This window comes from Primorskyibacter sedentarius (assembly GCF_004342065.1).
GTDB lineage: Bacteria > Pseudomonadota > Alphaproteobacteria > Rhodobacterales > Rhodobacteraceae > Primorskyibacter > Primorskyibacter sedentarius.
In genome coordinates this window covers 406,598-432,182 of the sequence record NZ_SLZU01000001.1, presented here as the reverse complement: position 1 = coordinate 432,182, position 25,585 = coordinate 406,598, and the positions used below count along the sequence as shown (strand labels likewise).

Genomic DNA, 25,585 nt, shown 5'->3' with positions numbered 1-25,585 from the left:
AATGGATGCGCGCGCCATAAACGCCACCCTGCGAAAGGGGCAGCCCCTGACAGCCCAACAGCTTGCGTGGTTCGCCGAAGGTCTGGCCGACGGGGCCGTGTCGGATGCTCAGGCGGGGGCCTTTGCCATGGCCGTCTGCCTGCGCGGGCTTAGCGAAGAAGGCCGCGTGGCCCTGACCCTTGCGATGCGTGACAGCGGCGATGTGCTGCGCTGGGATCTGGACGCGCCCGCGATCGACAAGCATTCCACCGGCGGTGTGGGCGATTGCGTCAGCCTTGTGCTGGCCCCCGCCTTGGCGGCTTGCAGCGCTTATGTGCCGATGATCTCGGGGCGCGGGCTGGGCCATACGGGCGGCACATTGGACAAGATGGAGGCGATACCGGGTCTCGTCACGGGTCTGGATGAGGACCGCTTTCACAAAGTGGTGCGCGAGACGGGGGCGGCGATTGTCAGTGCCAGTGCCGATATCGCCCCGGCCGACAAGCGGCTCTATGCGATCCGCGATGTCACCGGTACGGTCGAAAGCCTTGATCTGATCACTGCCTCGATCCTGTCAAAGAAACTGGCCGCGGGTTTGGACGGGCTGGTGCTGGACGTCAAGCTGGGCACTGGCGCCTTCATGAAAACGGCCGAAGAGGCGCGGGCGCTGGCACAGGCTTTGGTCAAGACAGCCAATGCCGCCGGGTGCAAGACCACCGCGCTGATCACGGATATGAGCCAGCCGCTGGCCTCCTCGCTTGGCAACGCGCTGGAGGTTGATGCCAGCCTGCGGGTGCTGACCGGGCTGGATTACGGCCCGCTGGGAGAGTTGAGTGCAGAGCTTGGCGGCGCTCTTTTGGCCTCTGCCGGGCTGGCAAAGGATGCCGCTGATGGCAAGGCGAAGATCGCCGACGCAATCCGGTCCGGCACGGCGGCAGAACGGTTTGGCCGGATGGTATACGCCATGGGCGGGCCGGTGCATTTTGTCGAGAATTGGCAACGCTTCATGCCCGAGGCGCCGGTGATCCGGGAAATGCCCGCCAGCGAGGCAGGTGTGGTTACCGCGATTGACGGTGAAGCGCTGGGGCTGGCCGTAGTTGAACTGGGCGGCGGGCGTCAGGTGGAAAGCGATGTCGTCGATCCGGCGGTTGGCCTGTCAGAGGTCGTGCGCCTTGGTGATCGCGTCGAGAAGGGGCAGCCGCTGGCGCGTGTTCATGCCGCGCGGGTCGGGCAGGCGGACGCGGCAGAGGCGGCCGTGCGCGCGGCCATCACCTTGGGTGAAAAGGCGCAGGATCTGCCGCCGCTCGTCCATGAAAGGATCGTGCCATGAGCCGTGCCTTTCTTGTCGTGATCGACAGCGTCGGGATCGGCGGCGCTCCGGACGCGGATGCGTTTTTCAATGACGGTGTGCCGGATAGCGGAGCCAACACGCTTGCCCATATTGCACAGGCCTGTGCAGAGGGCCGCGCAGAGGATGGGCGCACTGGCCCGCTGCACGTGCCGACGCTGGATGCGCTGGGGCTGGGGGCCGCAGTGCGGCTGACATCGGGCGAAGACGTGCCCGATCTGAGTGCCGAGCCTCTGGGTCAGAACAGTGACGCCCCTTTGGGGCAGGCCAGTGACACCCCTTTGGGGCGATGGGGCGCTGCGACCGAAGTTTCCCCCGGCAAGGACACGCCCTCGGGCCATTGGGAACTGGCAGGCTTGCCGGTGCCCTGGGACTGGACCTATTTCCCAAAAGAGATCCCGGCCTTCCCCGACGACCTTGTCGCCAAGGTCTGCAAAATCGCAGGCACGGACGGTATTCTTGGCAATTGCCACGGGTCTGGCACGGTGATGCTGGACGAGTTCGGGCCAGAGCATATGCGCTCTGGCTGGCCGATCTGCTATACCTCCGCCGACAGCGTGTTCCAGATCGCCGCCCATGAAGAGACGTTTGGGCTGGACCGGTTGCTGGATCTGTGCGAGCGCATGGCGCCGGTTCTGCACGAGATGAAGATCGGCCGCGTGATTGCACGGCCCTTCGTCGGTGCGCCGGGCAGCTTCAAACGCACTGGCAACCGGCATGACTATGCCATCCGTCCGCCGGAGCCTGTGCTGACCAACTGGGCACAGGATGCGGGGCGCAAGGTTTTCGCCATCGGCAAGATCGGCGACATCTTTTCGATGGAGGGCATTGACGATCTGCGCAAAGGCGACGATGCCACGCTGATGACCCACCTGTTCGATCTGGTCGAGGACGCCCCGGATGGCAGCCTGACCTTTGCCAATTTTGTCGAGTTCGACAGCCTTTACGGCCACCGCCGCGACGTGTCCGGCTATGCCCGCGCGCTGGAATGGTTCGATGCGGAACTGGCGCGGCTGCTGCCGCGGCTTCGCGGCACCGACATGCTGCTGATCACTGCCGATCACGGAAACGACCCCACATGGATCGGCACCGATCACACGCGCGAACGTGTGCCTGTTCTGGTGGCCGGGCGGGGTGCTGGATCGCTTGGTCAGGTGGGGTTTGTCGATATTGCCGCCTCGGTCGCGGATCATCTGGGCGTGCAAAGCCATGGCCCCGGAAGGAGTTTTCTATGAGTTTCAGATCGCTTCCCAAGGTGGAACTGCACATGCACCACGAGGGCGCCGCCCCGCCGGAGTTCATCCGGCGGCTCGCGCAAGAAAAATCGGTCAACCTTTCGGGCGTATTCTCCGAGGATGGCAGCTATGCCTATCGCGATTTCGTGCATTTCCTCAGCGTTTACGAGGCCGCGACGCAGGTGCTGCAGACGCCCGAGGATTACGCCCGCCTGACACGGGCCATTCTTGAACAGAGTGCCGAGCATGGCGTGATCTATGCCGAAACCTTCCTGTCGCCGGATTTCTGCGGTGGGGGCGATGTTGGCGCGTGGCGCGAATATCTGCACGCGATCCGCGAGGCGGCGGACGAGGGCGAGCGCGACACCGGGGTTGTCCTGCGCGGCATCGTCACTTGCATTCGCCATTTCGGACCTGACCGTGCCAAGCCGATTGCGCTCTGCGCTGCGGAAACGGCCGGCGACTGGATTGTCGGCTTCGGAATGGGCGGGGATGAAAACAAGGGAAAACAGGCCGATTTCGGCTATAGCTTTGACATGGCGCGCGAGGCCGGTTTGCGGCTGACTACCCATGCGGGCGAATGGCGCGGCCCACGCGAAGTGCGCGACGCCATCGAAGATCTGGGCGTTGAACGCATCGGGCATGGCGTGCGGGTGATCGAGGATCTGGCGCTTGTCGATGTCCTTGCAGAACGCGGCATCGTGCTCGAGGTTTGCCCGGGCTCCAACGTGCGGCTGGGGGTCTATCCGCACCTGAGCGCGCATCCGATCGAAAAGCTGCGGGAGCGCGGCGTGAAGGTGACGATCTCGACCGATGATCCGCCTTTCTTCCACACCACGATGACCCGAGAATACGATAATCTGGCGCGGGTCTTTGGCTGGAACGAGGATGATTTTCTGGACCTCAACCGTGTTGCCGCCAATGCGGCATTCTGCGATGAGGCAACCCGCGCCCGCATTTTGGAGAGACTGGAGCCCGCATGACCGATCACCTGACCGTCGTTTCGCACCCGCTGGTGCAGCACAAGCTGACGCTGATGCGCCGGAAGGACACCTCGACCGGCGAGTTCCGCAAGCTCTTGCGTGAGATCAGCCAGTTGTTGGCCTACGAGGTTACCGCGAACCTGCCGATGACAACCCGGACCATCGAAACGCCGATGACCGAGATGGAGGCACCGACGCTGGCGGGCAAGAAGCTTGCGCTGATTTCGATCCTGCGTGCGGGCAACGGTCTGCTGGACGGGGTGCTTGAACTGATCCCGTCGGCGCGGGTTGGCTTTGTGGGTCTTTACCGCGACGAGGAAACGCTTCAGCCGGTGCAATACTATTTCAAGGTGCCCGACAGTCTTGGCGACCGTCTGGTCATCGCCGTGGATCCGATGCTGGCAACAGGCAATTCGTCCGTTGCGGCAATTGATCTGCTGAAACAGGCGGGCGCCAAAAACATCCGGTTCTTGTGCCTGCTGGCCGCGCCCGAAGGTGTTGCCCGTATGAAAGAGGCACATCCGGACGTGCCGATCGTGACAGCGGCACTGGATGAACGGCTGAACGAGAAGGGTTATATCGTGCCGGGTCTGGGTGACGCGGGCGACCGGCTCTTCGGCACCAAATAGGCGCCACGCCCGGTTGCGAGCCCGTGAGGCCCCGGGTGTTCCCCCGGGGGGCGCGGGCCCCCTGATCAGCCGCCGCAGATGGTTTGCAGGCGGATCCAGTTGCTGTCGCTCAGAACTGCGCTGTCGGACCCGTCGGGGTAAGGGTCAGCCTCTATCAGCCCCAGCACCGACTCGCCGGAGACATCGCGGGCAAAGGCATAGGGGGTGGTGCGCAGCTTTGCCTTGGTGAAGGCCGCGACCAGTTCGGCGTCGGGGATGTCTGCGGAGGGCGCTGTCAGGATACGCTCTGCCTGGGCATCGAGCGTTTCCGGGGTCAGCTCACCACGGGTCAGCAGGCGCAGGCTCGACCAGAACCCAGCCGATTGCAGAAGCGTCTCCAGCGGATCGCGGCGGTCAGCGCGCAGCGCCTCGGCGATGACGTAGCCTGCAGGGACGTCGGCATCCTCGAAATCCTCGACCAGCGCACGGTTCATCAGGATCGTGCCACCGGGCAGATGCGCGGTTTCCTGAACCCCGCCGGGCAAAACCACAAGCGCCTCGCGATTGCCCAGCAGACGTTGTGACATGGCCTCCAGCGCGGATTGCGCATAGCGATCCGAGCAGGGCTGGCCAGAGACGCGCGTGATACGTGACAACAGCGCCTCGCCGATCTCGGTCCGCTTTACATCGGGAATGACGGAAACGGTGTGACGCAGCAGCGCGCCGGGCATCCACAGGAAGGCCAGCGCCGCGATGACGGCTGCGGCGGACAGGGTCAGGATCAGCCGCAGGCGGCCGGGCTTGGGGCGGCGACGTTCGATCACGCGGTGCAGCCGTTCGATCGCCTCCAGCATTTCGGTGGCGTCCGCGCTCAGTTCCAGCGTTTCGCCGGGGTCGCCGTCGGGGTGGTAGATCGCGGGCGTTTCACCGGGATTGGCCCGTTCCAGCGCGGCAAGTGACCAATGGGTCAGCGCGCGATCCTGCATGTCGGTGATGGTCAGCGACGCATCGCCCAGCGACACGATCACCTCGCGTCTCTGTTCGCCGGGGGCGGCCCGCCAGAGGCCGCTGGCCTCCAATCTTTCATATTGCAGAAGTGCTGTCATGCCTCGGGCTGCTCTGCCTCTTTCGCGCGGACGCTAGCACGGGCGGCAGGGGGCCGGCAATGCAGCACGGTCGCGCGACCGGGTCAGAGCTCTGCCGCGCGCTTGCGCAGCGCAAACTTCTGGATCTTGCCGGTGGAGGTTTTGGGGAGCTCTTCGAACACCACGGCCTTCGGTGTCTTGAACCCTGCCAGCCGCCCGCGCACGAAGGCGATCAGCTCGGCCTCGGACACGGAGAGGTTCTGTTTCAATTCGACAAAAGCGCAGGGCACCTCGCCCCATTTCTCGTCAGGTTTTGCAACGACGGCGCAAAGGCTAACCGCCTCGTGCGACATCAGGGCATTTTCTACCTCGACGGAAGAGATGTTCTCGCCCCCCGAAATGATGATGTCCTTGGCGCGGTCCGCAATCTGCACATGACCGTCCTCATGCATCACCGCGATGTCGCCCGAGTGGAAGTAGCCGCCTTCAAAAGCCTCTGCCGTGGCGGCGGGGTTCCTGAGGTAGCCTTTCATCACGCCATTGCCGCGGAACATGATCTCGCCGCGTGTGGCCGCGTTGCGGGGCACTTCTTTCATCGCCTCGTCCATCACGGTGACATGATCGATGAAGGGCATCGCCACGCCTTGCCTTGCCTTCACTGCAGCGCGTTCTTCGCCTTCCAGGTGATCCCATTGCGCCAGCCACAGGCTTTCGGTCGCGGGGCCGTAAGTTTCGGTCAGCCCGTAGACCTGTGTGACGTTGAAGCCCATCGGCTCGATCCGCGCCAGCGTCGCGGGGGCAGGGGGCGCACCGGCGGTGAAAACCTCGACCGTATGGGAAAACTCGCGACGGTCCTTTTCGGGCGCGTTGACCAGAGTGTTGAGAACAATGGGCGCGCCGCCGAAATGGGTGACGCCCTCATCCGCGATGGCGTCAAAGATCGCCTTGGCCGTGACGTCGCGGCAGCAGACGATCGTGCCGCCCACCATCGGCATCATCCAGGTGTGGCACCAGCCATTGCAGTGAAACAGCGGCACGATAGTCAGGTAGACCGGGTGCAGGACCATGCGCCAGCTGATGACCTGCCCCATCGCGCTGAGATAGGCGCCGCGATGGTGGTAGACGACGCCTTTGGGGCGCCCGGTCGTGCCGGATGTGTAGTTGAGCGCGAGGCTTTCCCATTCGTCCTGCGGCAGAACCCAGTTGAAATCGGGTTCGCCTGTGGCAAGAACATCCTCATAGGTCCTGTAGCTGCCGCTTGGCTTGAACCCGGCCTGCGCGTCGGGACATTCGATCACGGTGGGGGCCGGGCCATCCATCTGCGCGATGGCGGCCTCGGCGAGGTCAAGAAACTGGCTGTCGACCATCACGACCTTGGCGCCGCCATGTTCAAGGATGTAGCTGACTGTCGAGACATCCAGCCGGGTGTTGATCGTGTTGAGCACGGCGCCGCAGGCGGGCACGCCGAAATGGGCCTCTGCCTGGGCCGGAAGGTTTGGAATGATCGTGGCCACCACATCGCCCGGCGCAACGCCAATCTGCGCCAGCGCAGAGGCCAGGCGCGTGCACCGTTCGTAATACTGGGCGTAGGTCGCGCGGTGCGTGCCATAGATCATGGCCGTTTCGTCCCTGAACACGTCCGCTGCGCGGATCAGCGCGGAAAGCGGCGTGAGCGGCGTGTAATTCGCCGCGCATTTGTCCAACCCGGTTTCATCTGCCAGCCAGCCCATAGCGTCCTCCCATCTGATGCGAGCCCTGACTATGCTGCGGTTTTGAAGCCGTGAAAAGCCCTTTGCGCTTTCCCCTCCGGCTGGTCCGGGTATGGTGACGGCCATGATTATCTCTGAAGGCCGAAATTACGTATTCGTGCATATCCCCAAGACCGGCGGCACGTCGATGGCGCAGGCGCTGGAGGCGCGCGCGATGGCCGATGACATCCTGATCGGCGATACGCCCAAGGCTGTGCGCAGGCGGGGGCGGCTGAAGCAATTGCAGCCGCGCGGGCGGCTCTGGAAACACAGCACGCTGGCAGATATCGACGGGATCCTCACCCCCGACAAGATCGCCCGGATGTTCACCTTCACGCTCGTGCGCAATCCGTGGGACCGGGTGGTGAGCTACTATCACTGGCTGCGGGCGCAGGATTTCGATCATGTCGCGGTGATGCTGGCCAAGCGGCGGGATTTTGCGGAGTTCCTGTTCGAACCGCAGATCCTTGGCAGCCTGCGCGGCTCTCCGGCGCGGTCCTACATGACCGACACCACGGGGGTAGAGCGCGCCTCTGCCTATCTGCGGCTGGAACATCTGGCAGAGGATATGGCCCCGCTGGAAGAGCATCTGGGCTTTGCGCCCGAACTGCCGCATGAAAACAGCTCTGACCGCGGTGTTGATTACCGCAGCTATTACGATGAGAGGCTCGCGGCGCATCTGGCATCGATCTGTGCCGAGGATATCGCGCGCTTCGGCTATACGTTCGATCCTCAGGACTGAAACGCCGAAGCCTCAGGGGGTGGGACGTATCCCCACCGTGTTGATCAGCTTGCCGGTCGCCCGGTCGAAAATCAGGATCCTGTCATCGGCCGTGACCACGGCATACCAGTCCGGGCCTTGCGTGAAAGCAGTGGCCGTCGCGCCATCCGGTAGCGTGATCGTGTCGGGCAGGGGGGCCGTGCGGTCAGAGTAGCGGATGACAACCAGCGCGATGATGATTATTAGTCCGGCGATCATCGTGCCGGTCAGGATCGTGACCAGCATCCGCAGAAACTTCAGGTTCGCCGGTTCTTCGAAAACCTCGACCGGCTTGGGAGCGTCATCCATGGATACCACCGTGATTAGCGTCACGATCGGGCAGGCCCCGCCGCCCCGCCTTGATAAGGCGCTTTCGCGGGATGTGCCAGCGGACGCGTCGCTGTCGCGCACAAGGCTGGCGCGGCTGATCGCCGATGGCTGCGTGGCGCTGAACGGTGCCGTCGTCACGGACGCCAAGGCGAAGGTGTCCGAAGGCGATGTGCTGGATATCACCGTGCCTGTCGCGAGCGAAAGCCATATCGGGCCGGAACCAATCCCGCTCGACATCGTTTATGAGGACGACGACCTTATCGTGGTGGATAAACCTGCGGGGATGGTGGTGCACCCCGCGCCGGGAACGCCGACGGGAACATTGGTCAACGCTCTTTTGCACCATTGTGGCGATACGCTGTCTGGCGTCGGTGGCGAAAAGCGCCCCGGCGTCGTGCACCGTATCGACAAGGATACGACCGGCCTGCTTGTGGTGGCCAAGACCGACCGCGCCCATCACGGGCTGGCCGCACAGTTCGAGGCACATAGCGCCGAACGCGCCTATCTGGCCGTGGTCCACGGCATGCCCGACACGGGCGATCCGCGGCTGCGGGGCACGCGAGGTGTCTCGGTCGAGCCGGGGGCGGTGATCCGCATCACCACGCAGCTGGCGCGGCACAAGACGGACCGTCAGAAGCAGGCGGTGTTGTTCAATGGCGGGCGCCACGCTGTTACGCGGGCAAAGGTGCTGGAGGGTTTCGGCACGCCCCCCGCACTGGCGCTGGTGGAATGTCGGCTGGAAACCGGCCGCACGCACCAGATACGCGTGCACATGGCCCATGCCGGGCACGGGCTGGTGGGCGACCAAACCTATGGCGGGCGGCGCAAGCTGTCTGCAAAGGCCTTGTCCGATGCCGCGCGCGAGGCGGTGGCCGGTTTTCCGCGTCAGGCGCTGCACGCCGCCATTCTTGGGTTTGAACACCCTGCCACTGGCGAAACGCTGCGCTTTGAATCGCCAATTCCCGCCGATATGGGGCGGCTTCTTGCTCAACTGCGCGCATGAAGGGCTCAAATACACAGCACATGCGCGTGAGCGCACTGACATATTGATTTCTTCCCGACGGAATTGGCTTAACTAAACGTTATAGTTTTGTAAGCTACGGGAGTTGAAACCCCGTGAACGGAAGCCTATCTGGATGTTAAGCCCTTAAACATGGGGAGGGACATGAGCCATGAGTAACTACAAGAACCTGCCGGCACCGACGCCGGAGGGCGGCCTGAGCCGCTATATGCAGGAAATCCGGAAATTCCCGCTCCTTGAGCCGGAAGAAGAATATATGCTGGCCAAGCGCTGGGTCGAAGAGCAGGACACAGAGGCCGCCCACAAGATGGTCACCTCGCACCTGCGCCTCGCGGCCAAGATCGCGATGGGATATCGCGGCTACGGCCTGCCGCAAGCCGAGGTGATCTCGGAGGCCAATGTGGGCCTGATGCAGGCTGTGAAGCGGTTTGACCCTGAAAAAGGGTTCCGCCTTGCGACCTACGCCATGTGGTGGATCCGCGCCTCGATCCAGGAATATATCCTGCGGTCCTGGTCGCTGGTGAAGCTTGGCACGACCTCTGCCCAGAAGAAGCTGTTTTTCAACCTGCGCAAGGCGAAATCCCGCATTGGCGCGCTGGAAGACGGCGATCTGCGGCCCGAACATGTGCAGCGAATTGCCCACGATCTTGGCGTGACCGAAGACGAGGTGATTTCGATGAACCGGCGACTGTCGGGCGGGGATGCGTCATTGAACGCGACCGTCGGGCAGGAAGGCGAAGGCACGATGCAGTGGCAGGACTGGCTCGAAGATGAAGATGCCGACCAGGCCGCTGACTATGAAGAGCGTGACGAGCTTGAATCTCGCCGTGCGCTGCTGGCCGAGGCGATGGAAGTGCTGAACGACCGCGAGAAGGATATCCTCACGCAGCGGCGTCTGGCCGATCGCGCGGTGACGCTGGAAGAGCTGTCCGGTCAATATGATGTCAGCCGGGAAAGGATCCGCCAGATCGAGGTGCGGGCCTTTGAAAAGCTGCAAAAGCGGATGCGCGACCTGGCGAAAGAAGCCGGGATGGCAGCTGCGCACTGATCTAAAAGCATAATTGACAGCATGACAGGCCCCCTTTGCGGGGCCTGTTTGCGTTTCTGATGCTGGTTGACGTAAGGGCCGACGCAGGTACTGTGGGGGGCAGCAGGGAGGGAGCTGTCGAAATGACCACGCATGTTCGATGGGGGATTCTGGGCGCGTCGAAATTCGCGTTGGAACATATGGGCCCGGCAATTCATGCCGCCCGCGGCGGGGCATTGACGACCATTGCGAGTTCCAGCGCCGAAAAAGCCGCCCCTTTCGTTGACAAAGTGCCCGGCCTGAAAGTTTTCGACGATTACGATGCTTTGCTGGCAGATGATGGCATTGACGCGGTTTACGTTCCCCTGCCCAATCACCTGCATGTGGAGTGGACGCTGAAGGCCTTGCGCGCGGGCAAGAACGTGCTGTGCGAAAAACCCATCGCGATGCGCGCCGACGAGATTGACGAGATCATCGCTCTGCGCGACAAGACCGGCTTGCTCGCGGCAGAGGCGTATATGATCGTGCATCATCCGCAGTGGCAGAAGGCCAGGGCGCTTTACGAGGAGGGCGCTATTGGCGAGCTGGTCCGCGTCTCTGGTGCGTTTTCCTACGACAACAGTTCTGATGGCGGAAATATTCGAAACCGGCCGGAAACCGGGGGCGGCGCGATCCCGGATATCGGTGTTTATACGTTCGGGTCTGCCCGTTACGTGACAGGGCAAGACCCGCAAGAGATCCTGTCCACCGCCATCCGCTATGAAAATGGTGTCGATGTCTGGTCGCATATCACGGCGCAATTCCCGTCATTCCACTACACGGCCGTGAATTCCATGCGGATGAGCCCTTGGCAGGACATGACGTTCCACGGCTCGCTTGGGGTGATGCGGCTGACCGCGCCCTTCAATCCGATGGTCTACGGCGAGGCGCGCATTGATTTGCACCAAGGGGATGGGGAGATCAGGACGTACCGCTTTCCCGCGGCAAACCACTACGTGCTTCAGGTCGAAGCCTTCAACCGGACGGTCACCCGCGGCGAGAGCTATGCCTGCCCGCTTGAATTCTCGCGCGGGACGCAGGCGATGATCGATATGGTCTTTGACAAGGACCGGGTCTGAGCAGGATGGCGGTTTTTGCCAATAATTCTGCAGCTTTAGCTGGAACAGAAAAGGGGCAGAACCTTCTCAGGTCCGGCCCCTCGATCTGCGGTCGTGACAACCGCGCCGTAACCGTCAGGTCAGGCGGCTGCGTTCTTGTTGGCCGTTTTCGTCGTGCGTTTCGGGGCAGTTGCCGGCTTGGGCGCCCCGGAATTGGCATCGATGAATTCAAGCACAAGCGGGCGGATGTTCTGGCGCCAGCTCTTGCCTGCAAAGATGCCGTAATGCCCGGCGCCGGGTTCGACGTGGCTGGCTTTCTTTTCGTCCGGCAGGCCGGTGCACAGGTCAAGCGCCGCAATACATTGGCCGGGGGCGGAAATATCGTCCTTCGCACCCTCGACCGTCTTGACGGCCACACTGGTGATCTTGCCAATGTCGATCCGCTTGCCGTTGACGCTGAAGGTGTTCTTCGCAATTTCGCAGTTCTTGAACACACGTTCGACCGTGGAAAGGTAGAATTCCGCGGGCATGTCCATCACGGCCAGATATTCGTCGTAGAACCGGTTATGCGCGTCATGGTCGGACGCTTCGCCCCGGCTGACCCGCATGATCTGGTCACCGAACGCCTGGGAATGACGCTCTGCATTCATCGAGATGAACGAGGCCAGCTGCAAGAGGCCGGGATAGACCGACCTGCCCACGCCATTGTATTTGAACCCAACGCGCTGGATCATCGTCTCTTCCAGCTGTCCCATCGTCACGCGGGCACCGAAATCGGTCACGTCCGTAGGGGCCGCGTCAGGATCAATCGGGCCACCGATCAGGGTAAGCGAGCGCGGCTGGGCGTCGGGATCTTCTTCAGCAAGATAGGCGGTCGCAGCCAGCGTCAGCGGCGCGGGCTGACAGACGGCGATTACATGGGTGTCCGGGCCGAGATGGCGCAGGAACTCTACAAGGTAGAGCGTGTAATCCTCGATATCGAACTTGCCTTCGCTCACCGGGATATCGCGGGCATTGTGCCAGTCGGTCACGTAGACCTCGCAATCGGGCAGCAGCGAAATGACGGTAGAGCGCAGCAGCGTGGCATAGTGCCCCGACATCGGCGCAACCAGCAGAACCTTGCGCGGCTTTTCTTCCCGACCCTGCACCTTGAAGTGGATCAGGTCGCCGAATGGGCGTTCCACGACCGTCTGTTTGACGACGACGTGGTCCTTCCCATCCTCGCAGGTGATGGATCGAATGCCCCAACCGGGCTTCACCGTCATACGTTCAAAAGTGCGTTCGGTCACTTCGCCCCAGGCTGCCATCCATTGCAACGCAGGGTTGGGAATCAGGGCGAAGGCAGGGTAAGATGCTGCAGCTTTAGCGGTGGCTCCAAGCCACTGGTTGGTGTTGCGGAGGGTCTCCATAAGGTCGTAGGTCGCCATGTATCGCATGTGCGTCTCCATATGTCCGGGCAGGCAAGCCGGTTCATTTCGTCGCTTTGCCCCCCAACAAGAGGCGACGTTATTCTGCGTAGCAGAAAAAGTAGTGGGAAATTGTTCAAATGACAACAAAAGACGTTGCCGCAGGGCAGAATTTGGAGCGCATGAAAGAAAATCTCACGCGGGTTGAGGAGTTATCGCAACGTCTGATGAATGCGATGTCGCAGAAGCAACCCGTCAATCCGGCGCTGAGCGGTCCGAATCAGGGTCTTTATTCCAAGGCAATGCAGACCTACTGGGCCGAAGCGATCCAGAACCCCTCAAAGTTGATCGAGCATCAGATCGGATTCTGGGGGGAGTCGCTGAAGCATTTCGTCGAGGTTCAGCAGAGCCTAGCGCGTGGCAAGCTGGAGGCGCCCGAGGATCCCGGCCCCAAGGATCGCCGTTTTGCAAACCCGCTATGGGATTCCCACCCCTATTTCAATTTCATCAAGAAACAGTACCTCATCAACTCGGACGCAATTGCGCGTGCCGTCGACGAGATCGAACATCTGGACGAGACCGAGAAACGCCGCCTGACCTATTTCTCGCGCCAGATCCTGGACATGATGGCACCGACGAATTTCTTCGGCACGAACCCCGACGCCTTGCAAAAGGCGGTGGAAACGGATGGCGAGTCGCTGGTCAAAGGGCTGGAGAACCTCGTGTCCGATCTCGAGGCCAACAACGGCGAACTGGTCGTTCGACTGGCGGATGAAAAGGCCTTTGTCTTGGGCGAAAACATCGCCACGACGCCGGGCGAGGTTGTCTATCGCAACAAGATGATGGAGCTGATCCAATACGCGCCCGCGACCGAGCAGGTCTATGCGACGCCCATCATCCTGTTCCCGCCCTGGATCAACAAATTCTACATTCTCGACCTGAAGGAACAGAACAGCTTCATCAAATGGGTGACAGAGCAGGGCTACACCATCTTCGTGGTCAGCTGGGTGAATGCCGATCCCAGCTTCAAGGATGTCGGGCTGGAGCAATATATCGACGACGGCTACCTGACCGCCATCCGCGAGGTGAAGGCCATCACCGGGCAAGAGCAGGTCAACGCGATCGGCTATTGCATCGCGGGCACGACCCTGTCACTGACCCTGTCGCTGATGAAGCAGCGCGGCGACAAATCGGTAAAGTCCGCCACATTCTTCACCACCCTTACCGATTTCAGCGATCAGGGTGAATTCACCCCCTTCCTGCAGAACGATTTCATCGACGGGATCGAAGAAGAGGTGAAGGACAAAGGCATGCTGCCGTCCTTTGTCATGGCGCGGACCTTCAGCTTCCTGCGCTCGACCGACCTGATCTACGGCCCCGCGATCAAAAGCTACATGATGGGAGAGACCCCGCCCGCTTTTGACCTGCTTTACTGGAACGGTGACGGGGCCAACCTGCCGGCGAAGATGGCGATGCAATATTTGCGGGGGCTATGCCAGCGCAACGAATTTGCCGAGGATGGCTTTGAGTTGATGGGGCACACGCTGAAACTGTCAGACGTGGATATCCCGCTTTTCGCCGTCACCTGCGAGACTGACCACATCGCGGCGTGGAAGGATTGCTACCGGGGCGTGCAGAAGATGGGGGGCAGATCCAAGACCTTCATCGTCTCGGAATCCGGCCATATCGCGGGGATCGTCAACCCGCCGACAAAGAAGAAATACGGCCATTACACAAATGCCAGCCTGAAACAGGATGCTGACGCCTGGATGGAAGGGGCGACCTTCCACGAAGGGTCATGGTGGCCGCGTTGGGAAGGGTGGCTGCGCAAGCGTTCCGGCAAGAAGGTAGAGGCCCGCGATCCCGGTGATTCGCAGCATCCCCCCCTGTCACCGGCCCCCGGCACCTATGTAGCGGTCAAGGCAATACGCTGATTTCATTGGATAAGCCAAGTTTTTTCTGCGGCGCAGCATTCTGCACTTGAAATGCTGCGCCGCAGAATGCATATTCTCGATAGCTGCAGGAAACGGGGTGGGCCCGTGACCAGCTCTTAAAGGAATATACCAATGGCTACGAAAACTCAGGATCCGACCGCGATGCTCAAAGAGATGATGGGCGCGTTCCCGGTTGACACGAAAGCAATGGAAGACGCTTTCAAAACCACCGCGACCCTGAACGAGAAGCTTTCCGGCGTTGCTCTGGAAGCCGCCGAGAAGTCGACCGAAATCTCCGCCAAGTGGGCAAAAGACACCCTGTCCAAAATGGCAGACATGTCCAAAGCAAAAGCAGAGCCTGCCGACTACGCCAAGGCGATGTCCGAGTTCGCTTCCGCTCAGGCTGAAGTTGCTTCCGAGAACATGGCTGCTTTCGCTGAAATCGCGAAAAAAGTTCAGATGGACACCGTCGAATTGATGATGGCTGCCGGCAAGGACCTGTCCGAGGACGCGACCGCCGCTGTCAAGAAGGCAACTTCCGACGCGACTGCTGCTGCGAAAAAAGCAACAGCTGCTGCGAAGTAAGAAGACCCGGTTTACTGCGCCATCTCCTCCCAAACGGCGCAGACGATGGGGCGGGCTTTATGCCCGCCCTTTCTTTTTGTTCTGCACTCGCATAAGCTTTTCTGCACTGCTGCATTCCTGGGGAGGACATCCGTGGCCAACACCGACAAACCGCTTCTGATCAAGCGTTACGCCAGCAGGCGTCTCTACAATACCGAGACCAGTGACTACGTCACTCTCGAAGACATTGCCGGGTTCATCCGCGGCGGGCGCGAGGTTCAGATCGTCGATCTGAAGTCCGGGGACGACCTGACGCGCCAATACTTGCTGCAAATCGTGGCCGAGCATGAAAGCAAGGGCGAAAGCGTCTTGCCGATCAACGTTCTGACCGACCTGGTTCGCAGCTACACCACCCAGGCAACGTCCGTCGTTCCGCAGTTCCTGTCGGCCTCGTTCGACATGTTCCGTGACAGCCAGTCAAAATGGGTCGAGAACATGAATTCCCTGAACCCGATCTCCAAGGTGCCGGGTTTCGAGGCGATGCAGGCGCAGCAGGAGGCCTTCGTCAAGGCCATGACCGGCACGATGGGCAAGGGCTGGACCGGGCCTGCAAAAGGCGACGACGCCGAAAAGGGCGACGAGGATCTCGACGACATCAAGAAACAGCTGGCGGAATTGCAGGCCAAGCTTTCGAAAATGTCGAAATAAACCGCGACTGGTGAGCGCCCGTCACCGGCAACATTGGGGTTGCCGGCGGCGGCCACGGTATCGGATCTACGAAGGTTTCAGGTTCCGTAGGCGGGCAGGGGCGCCATGACGGATGCGGCTGCGCCGGTCAAAGCCTCTGCCACGAATTCAAGCTCCGCGCGCGTCAGACGGGCGGGTAGCCGAACATCGCATGCGTTTTCCAACATGGCGCGGGTCCGCGGAAGCTCGGGCATGTCTCCGGGGATGAATTGCCAGTTCCAGAAGGCGCGGGCATTGTCCGTGGACAGCCCGAAAACCTGCACTTTGACGCCTGCGGCATGGGCTGCCTCTGCGAAACTCACCGCGCTGTCACGATCCATGTTCACAAGGTTGAACTGGATGGAATCCGGCGCCCGGTCTTCCTTAGGCAGGGGGGGAGGCACGTCCAGCCAAGGCGACGTGTTCAGGCGTTCAGCCACAAAATCATGGTTGGCACGCCCGTCGCGCACGCGGCGCGCCACTTCATCAAGCTGCGGTCGGATAACTGCCGCGCTCAGGTTGCCCATGCGAAGATTGTAAAGCGGCAGGCGGTTTTGCCAGTGCCGGAAGGCGCTCTCAAGCCCTGCATGTTTCTTCCAGTTATGCTCGTAGGCGCCGGACATGATCACCGCTTGCGCGACGATATCCGCATCATCGGTAATCATGATGCCGCCCTCGCCCGCGTTGATCAGCTTGTAGCTTTGAAAGCTGAAGCAGCCGATCTTGCCGATGGTGCCGATCTTGCGGCCGTCCCAGACGGTGCCCAGCGAATGGGCGGCATCCTCGATCACCGGAATGCCGCGCGCCTCCGCCAATTCCATGATCCGGTCCATATCGGACGTGTGCCCGCGCATATGGCTGATCAGAACGGCCTGCACATCTTCGATTTTCGCTTCGAAATCTTCAAGGTCGATGCGGTAATTCGTGCCGACCTCGCACAGGACCGGCTGGCAATCGGCATGGACAACAGCGGACGGGACAGCGGCGAAGGTAAACGCCGGGATAAGCACCCGCGCCCCGCGCGGAAGCCCCAGAGATTTCAGCGAAAGGAACAGTGCGGCAGAGCAGCTTGAAACGGCCAGCGCGTATTTCGCTCCCATGTATTCGGCGAATTCCCGCTCCAGCAAGGCCACTGGCGCGTCCTGCGGCGCGTGATAGCGGAAAAGGTCCCCGCTTTGCAGCAATTCCTCGACCGCCTTAAGCGCGGCAGGGGGGATGGGTTCGGCATCATGCATTTTGGGCGCGGCTGTCATATTTCAAATTCCCAAATTGATCCTTTCGGTTTTGTAAACTTGCGAGCGCAGATGGCAAAGCAAAAAATGCCCCGGATATGGGGCATTCATGGAAATTTCACATTTCAAAGGGGTCAGAGTCCCAGGCGGTCCCGCAGCGCGTACCAGCTCATCGCGAGGGCAAGCAGGGGGCTGCGCATCGCCGCGCCACCCGGGAAGGCCGGTGTCGGGACTGCGGCCATTGCGTCGAATCCGTCGCTTTGGCCTTCGATGGCGCGGGCCATCAACTGCCCCGCATGGATCGCCGTGCCGACGCCGTGGCCGGAATAGCCAGACGCGGACAGGATGTTGGGCGCGACCCGTGCGAGGTAGGGCATCCGTCGCACGGTGATTGCCAAAGTTCCGCCCCAGGCATGGTCAATGCGCACGTCTTTCAGCTGCGGGAAGCTCTGTTCCATCGGCTTGCGCACAACCGAGGCGATATCGGCCGGGAACCGGTAGCCATAGCTTTCCCCCCCGCCAAAAAGCAGCCGCCCGTCCGGGCTCATCCGGAAATAGTTCACCACGAACCGGTCGTCAGCAACGGCAACGTTCTGCGTCAGAACCTCTGCCGCACGCTCGCCCAGTGGCTCTGTCGCCACGATGAAATTGTTGATCGGCATGACCCGCGCGGCCACCTTGCGATTAAGCCCGCCCAGATACCCGTTGCAGGCAAGGATCACATGATCGGCCAGAACGCGCCCGCCTTCGGTCTGCACGGTTGCAGGAGCGCCGTCGGCAATGTGGTGAACCTGGCTTGTCTCGTGGATTGTCACGCCCGCATCCCGCGCAGCCCGTGCAAGCCCCAGCGCCAGTTTCAGCGGGTGCAGATGCGCCGCCCCGTGGTCAAGGATCGCCCCGCGATGGTCTGGCGAGCGGCAGATAGCCTGCCACTCCTTTTCTTCCAAAACATCAACTTCTTCATAGCCGTAGCGGGCCGCAAGATGTTCGGCGTAGCGATGCAGCCCGTCGACAGAGCCGCGCGAGGTGCCTGCCCATGCCACGCCGGGTGTCAGATCGCAATCGATGCCGTGCCGTGCCACCAGATCCTTGACCAGCGCCTTTGCGTCCTCGGCCAGATCCCAAAGAACCCGCGCCGCCCCGTCGCCTGCCAGCTTTTCAAGACTGTCCTGCGTCATCCGCTGGCCGGACCCTAGTTGGCCACCATTGCGCCCGGATGCGCCAAAGCCCACCCGGTGCGCCTCGATCAGAACCACGGATCGACCGGCCTCTGCCAGATGCAGCGCTGCCGACAGGCCGGTATAGCCGCCACCCACGATGCAGACATCCGCTCGCGTCTCGCCGCGCAAGGGGGCGAAGGGGTCCAGCGCGTCGGCTGTCGCTGCATACCAGGACGGGGGATAAGCTCCCCGTCGATCATTGGAATACAGTAGGTCCATCCTGCGGCCCCCGCTTTTCTGGTTCGAACATATCTGCGGGGCGACGGGCGCAACGTCAGGCCGCCCGTCGCCCCGCGCACAAGACGGCTAGACGTTCAGCAGCAGATGCTCGCGCTCCCACGGGCTGATGACCTGCAGGAACTCTTCGTATTCCGTGCGCTTCACGATGGAATAAACCCGCGCGAATTCCGGCCCCAGCACCTTGTGCAGCGCCTCTGCCCCGTCGAACACATCAAGAGCCTGCCCCAGCACGCGCGGGATGTCACCTTCGCCCTCGTATGCATCACCGCGGAACTGCTTTTGCGGCCGGATCTCTTCCATCAGTCCAAGATAGCCGCAGGCGAGGGATGCCGCGATGCCAAGGTAAGGGTTGCAATCCATCCCGGCCAGCCGGTTTTCCACACGCCTGCCATCCGGGCTCGACAGCGGGATGCGGATGCCCGTGGTGCGGTTGTCGCGGCCCCATTCAAGGTTGATGGGGGCGGCATGGTCCTTCACGTAGCGCCGGTAGCTGTTCACATAAGGCGCCATCACCGCAATCGCCGATGGCATGTAGGTCTGCAAACCGCCGATGAAGTGGAAAAACGCGTCGGTCTCGCCGCCTTGCGGGCCGGAAAAGACGTTCAGCCCGGTTTCCATATCCAGCACCGAATGGTGGATATGCATGGCGCTGCCCGGCTCGTCGGCGATGGGTTTGGCCATGAAGGTTGCAAAGCAATCATGGCGCAGCGCGGCCTCGCGGATCAGCCGTTTGAAGTAGAACACCTCGTCGGCCAGCTTGATCGGATCGCCATGTTGCAGGTTGATCTCCAACTGGCCGGCGCCCCCCTCCTGGGTGATGCCGTCAATCTCGAACCCCTGCGCCTCGGCGAAATCGTAGATATCGTCGATCACCGGGCCAAACTCGTCCACGGCCGTCATCGAATAGGCCTGCCGCGCCGCTGCCGGGCGCCCCGACCGGCCCATCATCGGCATGATGTCCTTGGCCGGATCAAGGTTGCGCGCCACGAGGTAGAACTCCATCTCGGGCGCGACCACCGGCTGCCAGCCCTGATCGTGGTAAAGCTGCACGACGCGGCGCAGCACGTTGCGCGGGGCGTAAGGGATGGGTCGTTCCTTGCGGTCATAGGCGTCGTGGATGACCTGCAATGTCCAGTCACCCGTCCATGGCGCGGCGGTCGCGGTGCTCATGTCGGGGCGCAGGATCATGTCCCGCTCGATGAAGCCTTCGCGCTCGTCCGCGGCCTCTCCCCAATCGCCGGTAATCGTCTGGTAAAAGATGCTGTCGGGCAGGTGAAAGTGTTTCTGCCGCGCGAATTTGCTGGCGGGCACGGCCTTGCCACGCGCGATGCCGGGCAGATCCGAGATGATGCATTCCACCTCGTCCAGCCGTCGCCCTTCAAGATAGGCCCGTGCCGGGGCGGGTAGCCCGTCCTGCCAGTCAGCGTCGGTCATGCGATCCTCTTTTCCTTGAAGAACAGGGTGAACATTTCGGCCAGTCGCGCGCTGTCAGTGTCTTCGTCGATCTGCGCCAGCGCGGCCTGCCGCAACGGCTCGGGGACGATGCCGGGCGCGCGCGTGTCCAACAGCCCCTTCAGGTAGGTCCGATTGATCTCCGGGTGCGGCTGGATCGTGAAAGCCCGCTCGCCATAAAGCAGCGCTGCATATTTGCAGAAATCAGTGGAGCAGACGGTGCTGGCACCCTCGGGCAGGTCAACGACCTGATCCTGATGCCACGCGTTCAGGTTGACTGTCTCTTCGCCGATGCCATAGGCATTGCGGCCCACTGACCAGCCGCCTTCGAATTTCTCGACCTTCCCGCCAAGCGCCTGAGCGATGATCTGGTGGCCGAAACACACACCAATGAGGGGTCGGCCCGATGCATAGATTTCGCGGATCAATGCCTCCAGCGGGGCGATCCAGTGATGGTCCTCATAGGCGCCATAACGGGACCCGGTGATCAGCCAGCCCTCTGCATCTTGGGAGCCATTCGGGAATTCGCCATCCACCACGGCGTAGTTGCGGAATTCCAGCCCGCGACCGGCGAGGAAACTCTCGAATATCTCGGGATAGTCGCCGTTTTCCGCGATAAGGTCTTCCGGGACATGGCCGGTTTGCAGGATACCGATTTGCATGGGGCACCAATGTTGGGTTTCACGTCATAGGTAGACAAGCAAAGGGCCGCCCACAAGAGGCGGCCCTTTGGTGCGTCACACCGTGTCGAGGTAGATTTCGACCTGCTCTGAGGGGCTGAGCTCGGCCATGTAGTGCCGTTCCTGCTTCTTGGTCAGCACCAAGTTGCGGATCAGCTCTGGCGAGAAGATGCGGGGGATGAAGGTGCTGGCCTCGAATGCATCAATGGCCGCACCCCAATCGGCCGGGATATGCGGCAGGTCCTGCGTATAGGCATTCCCGGTGATCGGCGCGCATGGTTCGATCTTGTCCTCGATACCGACCAGTGCGGCGCCAAGGATGGCCGTCAGCAGCAGGTAGGGGTTCACGTCGCCGCCTGCCACGCGATGTTCGATCCGCCGCGCGGCAGGAGGGCCCGAGGGGATACGGATGGCAGAGGTACGGTTCTCGTATGCCCAGCAAATGGCCGACGGGGCGTGTGATCCCGGCACCAGCCGGTCATAGCTGTTGGCATGCGGCGCAAAGATCAGCGCGCTGTCATGCATGCCCGCAAGGCAGCCGCCCACGGCATGGCGCAGCATGTCCGTGCCCTTCGCGCCGCCATCGTCAAAGATATTGTCGCCATTCTCGTCCAGGACAGAGAAATGCGTGTGCAGGCCCGATCCAGCGTAATCCTCGTAGGGTTTTGCCATGAAAGAGGCCGCAAAGCCGTAGCGCCGCGCCAGCCCCTTTACGAGGATCTTGAACAGCCACGCATCGTCCGCCGCACGCAGGGCGTCGTCGCAATGCATCAGGTTGATTTCGAACTGGCCCAGCCCGGCCTCGGAAATGGCGGTGTCGGCGGGAATATCCATCGCCTCGCAGCCGTCATAAAGATCGGTAAAGAACGTGTCGAACTGGTCGAGCGCGCGGATCGACAGCGTCTCGGCCGCCTTGCGCCGCTTGCCGGAGCGCGGGCTGATCGGCACTTGCAGGTTGCGCCCGGAATCGTCGATCAGGAAGAACTCCATCTCCATTGCGACGACGGGGGTCAGGCCAAGCTTCTTGTAGCGTTCGACCACGGCACGCAGCGCGTGGCGCGGATCGCCCTCATAGGGCTTGCCGCCTTCCCGGTACATCCAGATCGGCAGCAGCGCAGTCGGGGCTTCCAGCCAGGGCATCGGCATGAAACCACGCTCTGTCGGCTTGAGGATACCGTCGGCGTCACCGCTTTCAAAGACCAGCGGGCTGTCGTCGATATCCTCGCCCCAGATATCAAGGTTGAGCACGGACATCGGAAAGCGCGTTCCGTCTTCGACGACCTTGTCGGCAAAACGCGATGGCACGCGCTTGCCGCGCGGCTGACCGTTCAGATCGGCTGCGGCCACGCGGATTGTGCGCACTTCGGGATGTTTGCGCAGGTAGTTTTTCATTGTCAGCTTGGACATGGGGCACCGGTGAAAATATGATCAAATCATGGATAGCGGGCGGATGCCCTTCGTGGCAAGGGCCAAGGCTCAGCGCAGCAGGTTCGGGCGGAATTTCAGCCTTGGCCGCCTGTCCTGCGGCAGATGACGGTTCAATCGGCGATTGATCAGGCCAAAAATGCTGACGATGAGCAATGTCAGCAAGATGAAGTAGCCCGCAAGAATCGGGTAGGGGACAAAGGGGTTGAACGTCTTGTCCGCAAAGTAACTGGCGTAGTAGAGCGCGTCGCCCTTCTGCTGCAGCGCGGGAAAGCCGGAGAAGAACACCAGCGTGGTCGCGTGAAACAGGAAAATCGCCTCATTCGTGTAGGCGGGCCAGGCAAGGCGCAGCATGGTGGGCCAGATGACGCGGCGAAACCGCGACCAGCCAGACATGCCGTAGGCATCCGCGGCCTCGACATCGCCTTTGGGCACGGATTGCAAAGCGCCGTAGAAGATCTCGCCCGTATAGGCGGCAGTGTTGAGAAACAGCACCACAAGCGCACCGGCCCAGGCATAGGACAAGGCGCTGAACATGCCCGTTGACTGCTTGAGCAGCAGGAACAGGAAATAGGCAAAGAAGAACTGAATGAAGAGCGGGGAGCCCCGGAAGACGAAGATGAACCATTCCGACAGTTTGCGCAGGACGCGGTTGCGGGACGCCTTCCCAAGCGCGACCGCGGTGGCCAGAAAGAAGCCCGTGATCAGCGCGAGCGTGCCGAAGTAGATGTTCCAGAGCATGCCAGAGCCGATCAGCGTGAATTGCTGGCACAGCGTGAAATCCTCTCGGGGCAGCAGTCGTTCGCCTATCCCGAGTGAGCGTAAGCCGTAATCGGCAATCGTGTCCCAACAGCTCATGGCGCCCACCCGCCTCGGGCCTGACCCGAGGCCTCACGGGAGGAGAGGCGGAGGCCCCGGATCAAGTCCGGGGCGGGTCTTCTGAAGTGCGACCCCATCATGACGTTGCCTTGCGCTGCGCTTCGCCGCCGGTGGTGGCCTGGCCGTGTGTCAGCCGCTTCATCAGCCGGTCCAGCACGATCTCTGAGACGCGGGTGAAGGCAAGGTAGAAGATCAGCAGCGCCAGAAAATACCACATCCGCCAGTCGCCGTGCGGATAGTCGGTGAAGCGTGGCGTCTTTGAGCCACCCAGTTCGCGCGCCCAGTAGACGATATCCTCAACCCCCAGCAGGAACAGCAGCGGCGTCGCCTTGATAAGGACCATCCAGAGGTTGGACAGGCCCGGCAGCGCATAAACCCACATTTGCGGGACGAGAATGCGCCAGAAAATCTGGCGGCGGGTCATCCCATAGGCAGAGCCGGTTTCCAGCTGCGCTTCGGGCACGGCCCGCATTGCCCCGAACAGCACATTGCCCGCAAAAGCGCCAAAGACGATCGCAAAGGTCAGGACGGCGAGCAGAAACCCGTAGGTTTCATGCATCCATTGCGGGGCGTTTCCCAAGGGCAGTTTGGCCGCCGTGCAGACCACGAAATCATTGCCCTGCCGGATCGGCTCGTCCCAGTCAGGGCATTTCACCTTGTGCCGCAGCCATTCGAACCCCTGGTCCAGCGCGATCACGAAGAACAGGAAGAATGCGATATCGGGCACGCCGCGCACGATGGCGATATAGGTCTTGCCGATCCAGCGCAGCGGCGCCAGGGCAGAGCGTGCGGCCCCCGCTGCGGCAAATCCGAATGCAAGCGCGGTGGGGGCGGTGATTGCCAGCAGAAGAAGCACCGTCCCGAACGAGACGTAGAACCCCATATGCTTGCCCGTTGTCAGGTAACAGGCAAACCAGCGCGCCGTGTCAAGCGCTGCAGGATCTGTGCAATAACTGAAGATGGCCGATCTCCGGTAGGGGGTGTTCATGCGCCGGGGGCAGGCAGGCCGCCCCCGGCAAAGCGATCAGAAGGCGGGCGAATCCTCGCCCAGATGTTCGGCGATCATTGCGTTGAGCGTGCCGTCATCCTTCATCGTCTGGATCGCGGCGTCGAACTTGGCGCGCAGGTCCGGGTCGGACTTGCGGAAGGCCATGCCGATACCGCCGCCCAAGGGCAGGTCTTCACCCACGAACATCAGCGCGCCACCGGATTCCTCGACCGCCGGGATCAGGAAGTCCTTGTCGGCCAGCACCGCATCGGCCTCGCCACTTACAACGGCCGCCACGGTCTCGTCGGGGTTGGGGAATTCCAGGATCGTGGCGCCGGTTTCCGCGATATGGGCGGCCTGAATCGTACCTGTCTGGGCCGCGATCACGCCGCCCTCAAGATCGGCGCCTTCGCTGGCTGCGACGAATGCCGACGGCGAGGGAGGCGTGTAGTTCTGGGTGAAATCCACAACTTCCTGACGCTCTGGCGTGATCGACATGCCCGCGATGATGGCGTCGTAATTGCCTGACACGAGGTTGGGGATGATCGAATCCCAATCGTTGGTCACCCATTCGCAGGTCAGTTCGGCGCGCTTGCAAAGCTCGTCGCCCAGAACGCGCTCGAACCCGTCAACTTCGCCCGCATCGTTGATGAAGTTATACGGAGGGTAGGCACCCTCGGTGCCCAGACGGACAACCGAATGGCTTTCGGCAACGGCCATGGAGGCGGTTATGGCCAGCGCGGCGGTGCCAAGGATTAAACTCTTCATGATTACACTCCCATATTGGTGCTTATGCCGCCTGCGTGGCGCTGAGAAATCCCCGCAAGCGTTCCGATTTGGGCGCACCGAACAGCTCGTCCGGGGCGCCTTCTTCTTCGATCAGGCCCTGATGCAGGAACACGACGTGATCCGAAACATCCGCGGCCAGTTTCATGTCATGGGTGACGATCAGCATCGTCCGCCCCTCTGTCGCGAGGTCCTTGATGACCCGCACGACCTCTTGTTCCAGCTCCGGGTCCAGGGCCGAGGTCGGCTCGTCGAACAAAAGCGCCTCCGGCTCCATGCACAGGGCGCGCGCGATGGCGGCGCGCTGTTGCTGGCCGCCTGACAGTTGGGCAGGGTAGGCATCGGCCTTGTCACCAATCCCGACCTTCGCCAGATAGGCCCGCGCGCTTTGCTCCACCTCTGCCCGGTCGCGGCCCAGCACCGTCACGGGTGCCTCCATCACGTTTTGCAGGATGGTCATGTGGGACCAGAGGTTGAATTGCTGGAACACCATCGACAGGTTCGTCCGGATGCGCAGCACCTGCTTGGGATCGGCCGGGTGGCGCGACATGCCCTCGCCGCGCCAACGCACGGGCTCTCCCTTGAAGATCACCTCGCCCTGCTGGCTGTCTTCCAAAAGGTTGCAGCAACGCAGCAGGGTTGACTTGCCCGACCCGGACGACCCGATCAGCGAGACCACATCCCCGGCCCGCGCAGAGATATCCACCCCCCGCAGCACCTCTAACGGGCCATAGCATTTGTGCAGGTTGCGGATTTCGATGACGGTGTCAGAGTCTGCCAAGGTAGGTCCAAGCGGTTTAGGTGTGCGCGCTGTGCAGAATGAGCCGTTTTG

The 25,585-nt window shown here is 61.9% G+C and carries 24 protein-coding genes; 11 read left to right on the top strand and 13 right to left on the bottom strand.

Annotated elements, in window-relative coordinates:
• Position 1: 1 nt before the first annotated feature.
• The 4 genes from EDD52_RS01990 to upp are packed head-to-tail and all read left to right on the top strand — an operon-like array spanning position 2 to position 4,174.
• Complete coding sequence (locus EDD52_RS01990; protein ID WP_132241349.1) at positions 2 to 1,309, top strand: thymidine phosphorylase; 1,308 nt, start codon at positions 2 to 4, stop codon at positions 1,307 to 1,309.
• Entirely contained in the window at positions 1,306 to 2,562 is a 1,257-nt protein-coding gene (locus tag EDD52_RS01985) for a phosphopentomutase (RefSeq protein WP_132241348.1), read from the top strand. Before EDD52_RS01990 ends, EDD52_RS01985 begins: the two co-directional genes overlap by 4 nt.
• On the top strand, positions 2,559 to 3,545 hold the full coding sequence (locus EDD52_RS01980) for an adenosine deaminase (protein ID WP_132241347.1): 987 nt from the start codon (positions 2,559 to 2,561) through the stop codon (positions 3,543 to 3,545). The genes EDD52_RS01985 and EDD52_RS01980 overlap by 4 nt, the downstream gene beginning before the upstream one ends.
• Complete coding sequence (upp, locus tag EDD52_RS01975; protein ID WP_132241346.1) at positions 3,542 to 4,174, top strand: uracil phosphoribosyltransferase; 633 nt, start codon at positions 3,542 to 3,544, stop codon at positions 4,172 to 4,174. The genes EDD52_RS01980 and upp overlap by 4 nt, the downstream gene beginning before the upstream one ends.
• Before the next feature lie 65 nt (positions 4,175 to 4,239).
• Here the strand turns inward: upp and EDD52_RS01970 are convergent, their stop codons facing one another.
• Together EDD52_RS01970 and EDD52_RS01965 are read right to left on the bottom strand one after the other, a co-directional pair.
• Complete coding sequence (locus EDD52_RS01970) at positions 4,240 to 5,259, bottom strand: M48 family metalloprotease (RefSeq protein WP_132241345.1); 1,020 nt, start codon at positions 5,257 to 5,259, stop codon at positions 4,240 to 4,242.
• An 83-nt stretch (positions 5,260 to 5,342) separates the two neighbouring features.
• Complete coding sequence (locus EDD52_RS01965; RefSeq protein WP_132241344.1) at positions 5,343 to 6,968, bottom strand: AMP-binding protein; 1,626 nt, start codon at positions 6,966 to 6,968, stop codon at positions 5,343 to 5,345.
• A 103-nt stretch (positions 6,969 to 7,071) separates the two neighbouring features.
• Here EDD52_RS01965 and EDD52_RS01960 point away from each other — a divergent pair, with 103 nt between their 5' ends.
• Positions 7,072 to 7,728, top strand: coding sequence for a sulfotransferase family 2 domain-containing protein (locus EDD52_RS01960; protein WP_132241343.1), 657 nt, complete (start codon positions 7,072 to 7,074; stop codon positions 7,726 to 7,728).
• 12 nt (positions 7,729 to 7,740) lie between these two features.
• Here EDD52_RS01960 and EDD52_RS01955 read toward each other — a convergent pair whose 3' ends face one another.
• Positions 7,741 to 8,055: a DUF6476 family protein gene (locus EDD52_RS01955; RefSeq protein ID WP_132241342.1), complete on the bottom strand. Its 315-nt coding sequence runs from the start codon at positions 8,053 to 8,055 to the stop codon at positions 7,741 to 7,743.
• On the opposite strand from EDD52_RS01955, the gene EDD52_RS01950 reads away from it, so the two are divergent.
• The 3 genes from EDD52_RS01950 to EDD52_RS01940 all read left to right on the top strand — a co-directional run bounded on the left by EDD52_RS01950 (position 8,054) and on the right by EDD52_RS01940 (position 11,242).
• Positions 8,054 to 9,079 carry an RluA family pseudouridine synthase gene (locus EDD52_RS01950; protein WP_132241341.1) on the top strand — a complete coding sequence of 342 codons (1,026 nt, stop codon included), beginning with the start codon at positions 8,054 to 8,056 and terminating at the stop codon, positions 9,077 to 9,079. The two genes, EDD52_RS01955 and EDD52_RS01950, sit on opposite strands and share 2 nt — an antisense overlap.
• A 169-nt stretch (positions 9,080 to 9,248) precedes the next feature.
• Positions 9,249 to 10,145 (top strand): RNA polymerase sigma factor RpoH, encoded by an 897-nt coding sequence (rpoH, locus tag EDD52_RS01945; RefSeq protein ID WP_132241340.1) that lies wholly within the window; start codon positions 9,249 to 9,251, stop codon positions 10,143 to 10,145.
• A gap of 122 nt (positions 10,146 to 10,267) precedes the next feature.
• On the top strand, positions 10,268 to 11,242 hold the full coding sequence (locus tag EDD52_RS01940) for a Gfo/Idh/MocA family protein (RefSeq protein WP_132241339.1): 975 nt from the start codon (positions 10,268 to 10,270) through the stop codon (positions 11,240 to 11,242).
• 119 nt (positions 11,243 to 11,361) lie between these two features.
• On the opposite strand, the gene phaZ is transcribed toward EDD52_RS01940, so the two are convergent.
• The gene (gene phaZ / locus EDD52_RS01935; RefSeq protein WP_132241338.1) at positions 11,362 to 12,657 is read right to left on the bottom strand and encodes a polyhydroxyalkanoate depolymerase; all 1,296 of its coding nucleotides are present in this window, start codon (positions 12,655 to 12,657) and stop codon (positions 11,362 to 11,364) included.
• A 110-nt stretch (positions 12,658 to 12,767) separates the two neighbouring features.
• Here phaZ and EDD52_RS01930 point away from each other — a divergent pair, with 110 nt between their 5' ends.
• From EDD52_RS01930 to phaR, 3 genes are all read left to right on the top strand, one after another.
• Positions 12,768 to 14,561, top strand: a complete 1,794-nt coding sequence (locus EDD52_RS01930) for a PHA/PHB synthase family protein (RefSeq protein ID WP_132241337.1) — start codon at positions 12,768 to 12,770, stop codon at positions 14,559 to 14,561.
• 132 nt (positions 14,562 to 14,693) lie between these two features.
• Positions 14,694 to 15,146 (top strand): phasin family protein, encoded by a 453-nt coding sequence (locus tag EDD52_RS01925; protein ID WP_132241336.1) that lies wholly within the window; start codon positions 14,694 to 14,696, stop codon positions 15,144 to 15,146.
• 132 nt (positions 15,147 to 15,278) lie between these two features.
• Positions 15,279 to 15,833 carry a polyhydroxyalkanoate synthesis repressor PhaR gene (phaR, locus tag EDD52_RS01920; RefSeq protein WP_132241335.1) on the top strand — a complete coding sequence of 185 codons (555 nt, stop codon included), beginning with the start codon at positions 15,279 to 15,281 and terminating at the stop codon, positions 15,831 to 15,833.
• A gap of 77 nt (positions 15,834 to 15,910) precedes the next feature.
• On the opposite strand, the gene EDD52_RS01915 is transcribed toward phaR, so the two are convergent.
• From EDD52_RS01915 to EDD52_RS01875, 9 genes are all read right to left on the bottom strand, one after another.
• A complete protein-coding gene (locus EDD52_RS01915) occupies positions 15,911 to 17,104 on the bottom strand; it encodes a DegT/DnrJ/EryC1/StrS family aminotransferase (protein WP_132241334.1) in 1,194 nt (397 codons plus the stop codon).
• Between the two features lie 113 nt (positions 17,105 to 17,217).
• The gene (locus tag EDD52_RS01910; RefSeq protein WP_132241333.1) at positions 17,218 to 18,522 is read right to left on the bottom strand and encodes an NAD(P)/FAD-dependent oxidoreductase; all 1,305 of its coding nucleotides are present in this window, start codon (positions 18,520 to 18,522) and stop codon (positions 17,218 to 17,220) included.
• A gap of 87 nt (positions 18,523 to 18,609) precedes the next feature.
• On the bottom strand, positions 18,610 to 19,977 hold the full coding sequence (locus EDD52_RS01905; protein ID WP_132241332.1) for a glutamine synthetase family protein: 1,368 nt from the start codon (positions 19,975 to 19,977) through the stop codon (positions 18,610 to 18,612).
• Complete coding sequence (locus tag EDD52_RS01900) at positions 19,974 to 20,657, bottom strand: type 1 glutamine amidotransferase (protein WP_132241331.1); 684 nt, start codon at positions 20,655 to 20,657, stop codon at positions 19,974 to 19,976. Before EDD52_RS01900 ends, EDD52_RS01905 begins: the two co-directional genes overlap by 4 nt.
• A gap of 75 nt (positions 20,658 to 20,732) precedes the next feature.
• Entirely contained in the window at positions 20,733 to 22,067 is a 1,335-nt protein-coding gene (locus EDD52_RS01895) for a glutamine synthetase family protein (protein WP_132241996.1), read from the bottom strand.
• Positions 22,068 to 22,151: 84 nt separating this feature from the next.
• The gene (locus EDD52_RS01890) at positions 22,152 to 22,958 is read right to left on the bottom strand and encodes an ABC transporter permease (protein WP_132241330.1); all 807 of its coding nucleotides are present in this window, start codon (positions 22,956 to 22,958) and stop codon (positions 22,152 to 22,154) included.
• 97 nt (positions 22,959 to 23,055) lie between these two features.
• The gene (locus EDD52_RS01885) at positions 23,056 to 23,940 is read right to left on the bottom strand and encodes an ABC transporter permease (RefSeq protein ID WP_132241994.1); all 885 of its coding nucleotides are present in this window, start codon (positions 23,938 to 23,940) and stop codon (positions 23,056 to 23,058) included.
• A 63-nt stretch (positions 23,941 to 24,003) separates the two neighbouring features.
• Positions 24,004 to 24,735, bottom strand: coding sequence for a transporter substrate-binding domain-containing protein (locus EDD52_RS01880; RefSeq protein ID WP_132241329.1), 732 nt, complete (start codon positions 24,733 to 24,735; stop codon positions 24,004 to 24,006).
• A 22-nt stretch (positions 24,736 to 24,757) separates the two neighbouring features.
• The gene (locus EDD52_RS01875; protein WP_132241328.1) at positions 24,758 to 25,534 is read right to left on the bottom strand and encodes an ABC transporter ATP-binding protein; all 777 of its coding nucleotides are present in this window, start codon (positions 25,532 to 25,534) and stop codon (positions 24,758 to 24,760) included.
• Between the last annotated feature and the right edge of the window lie 51 nt (positions 25,535 to 25,585).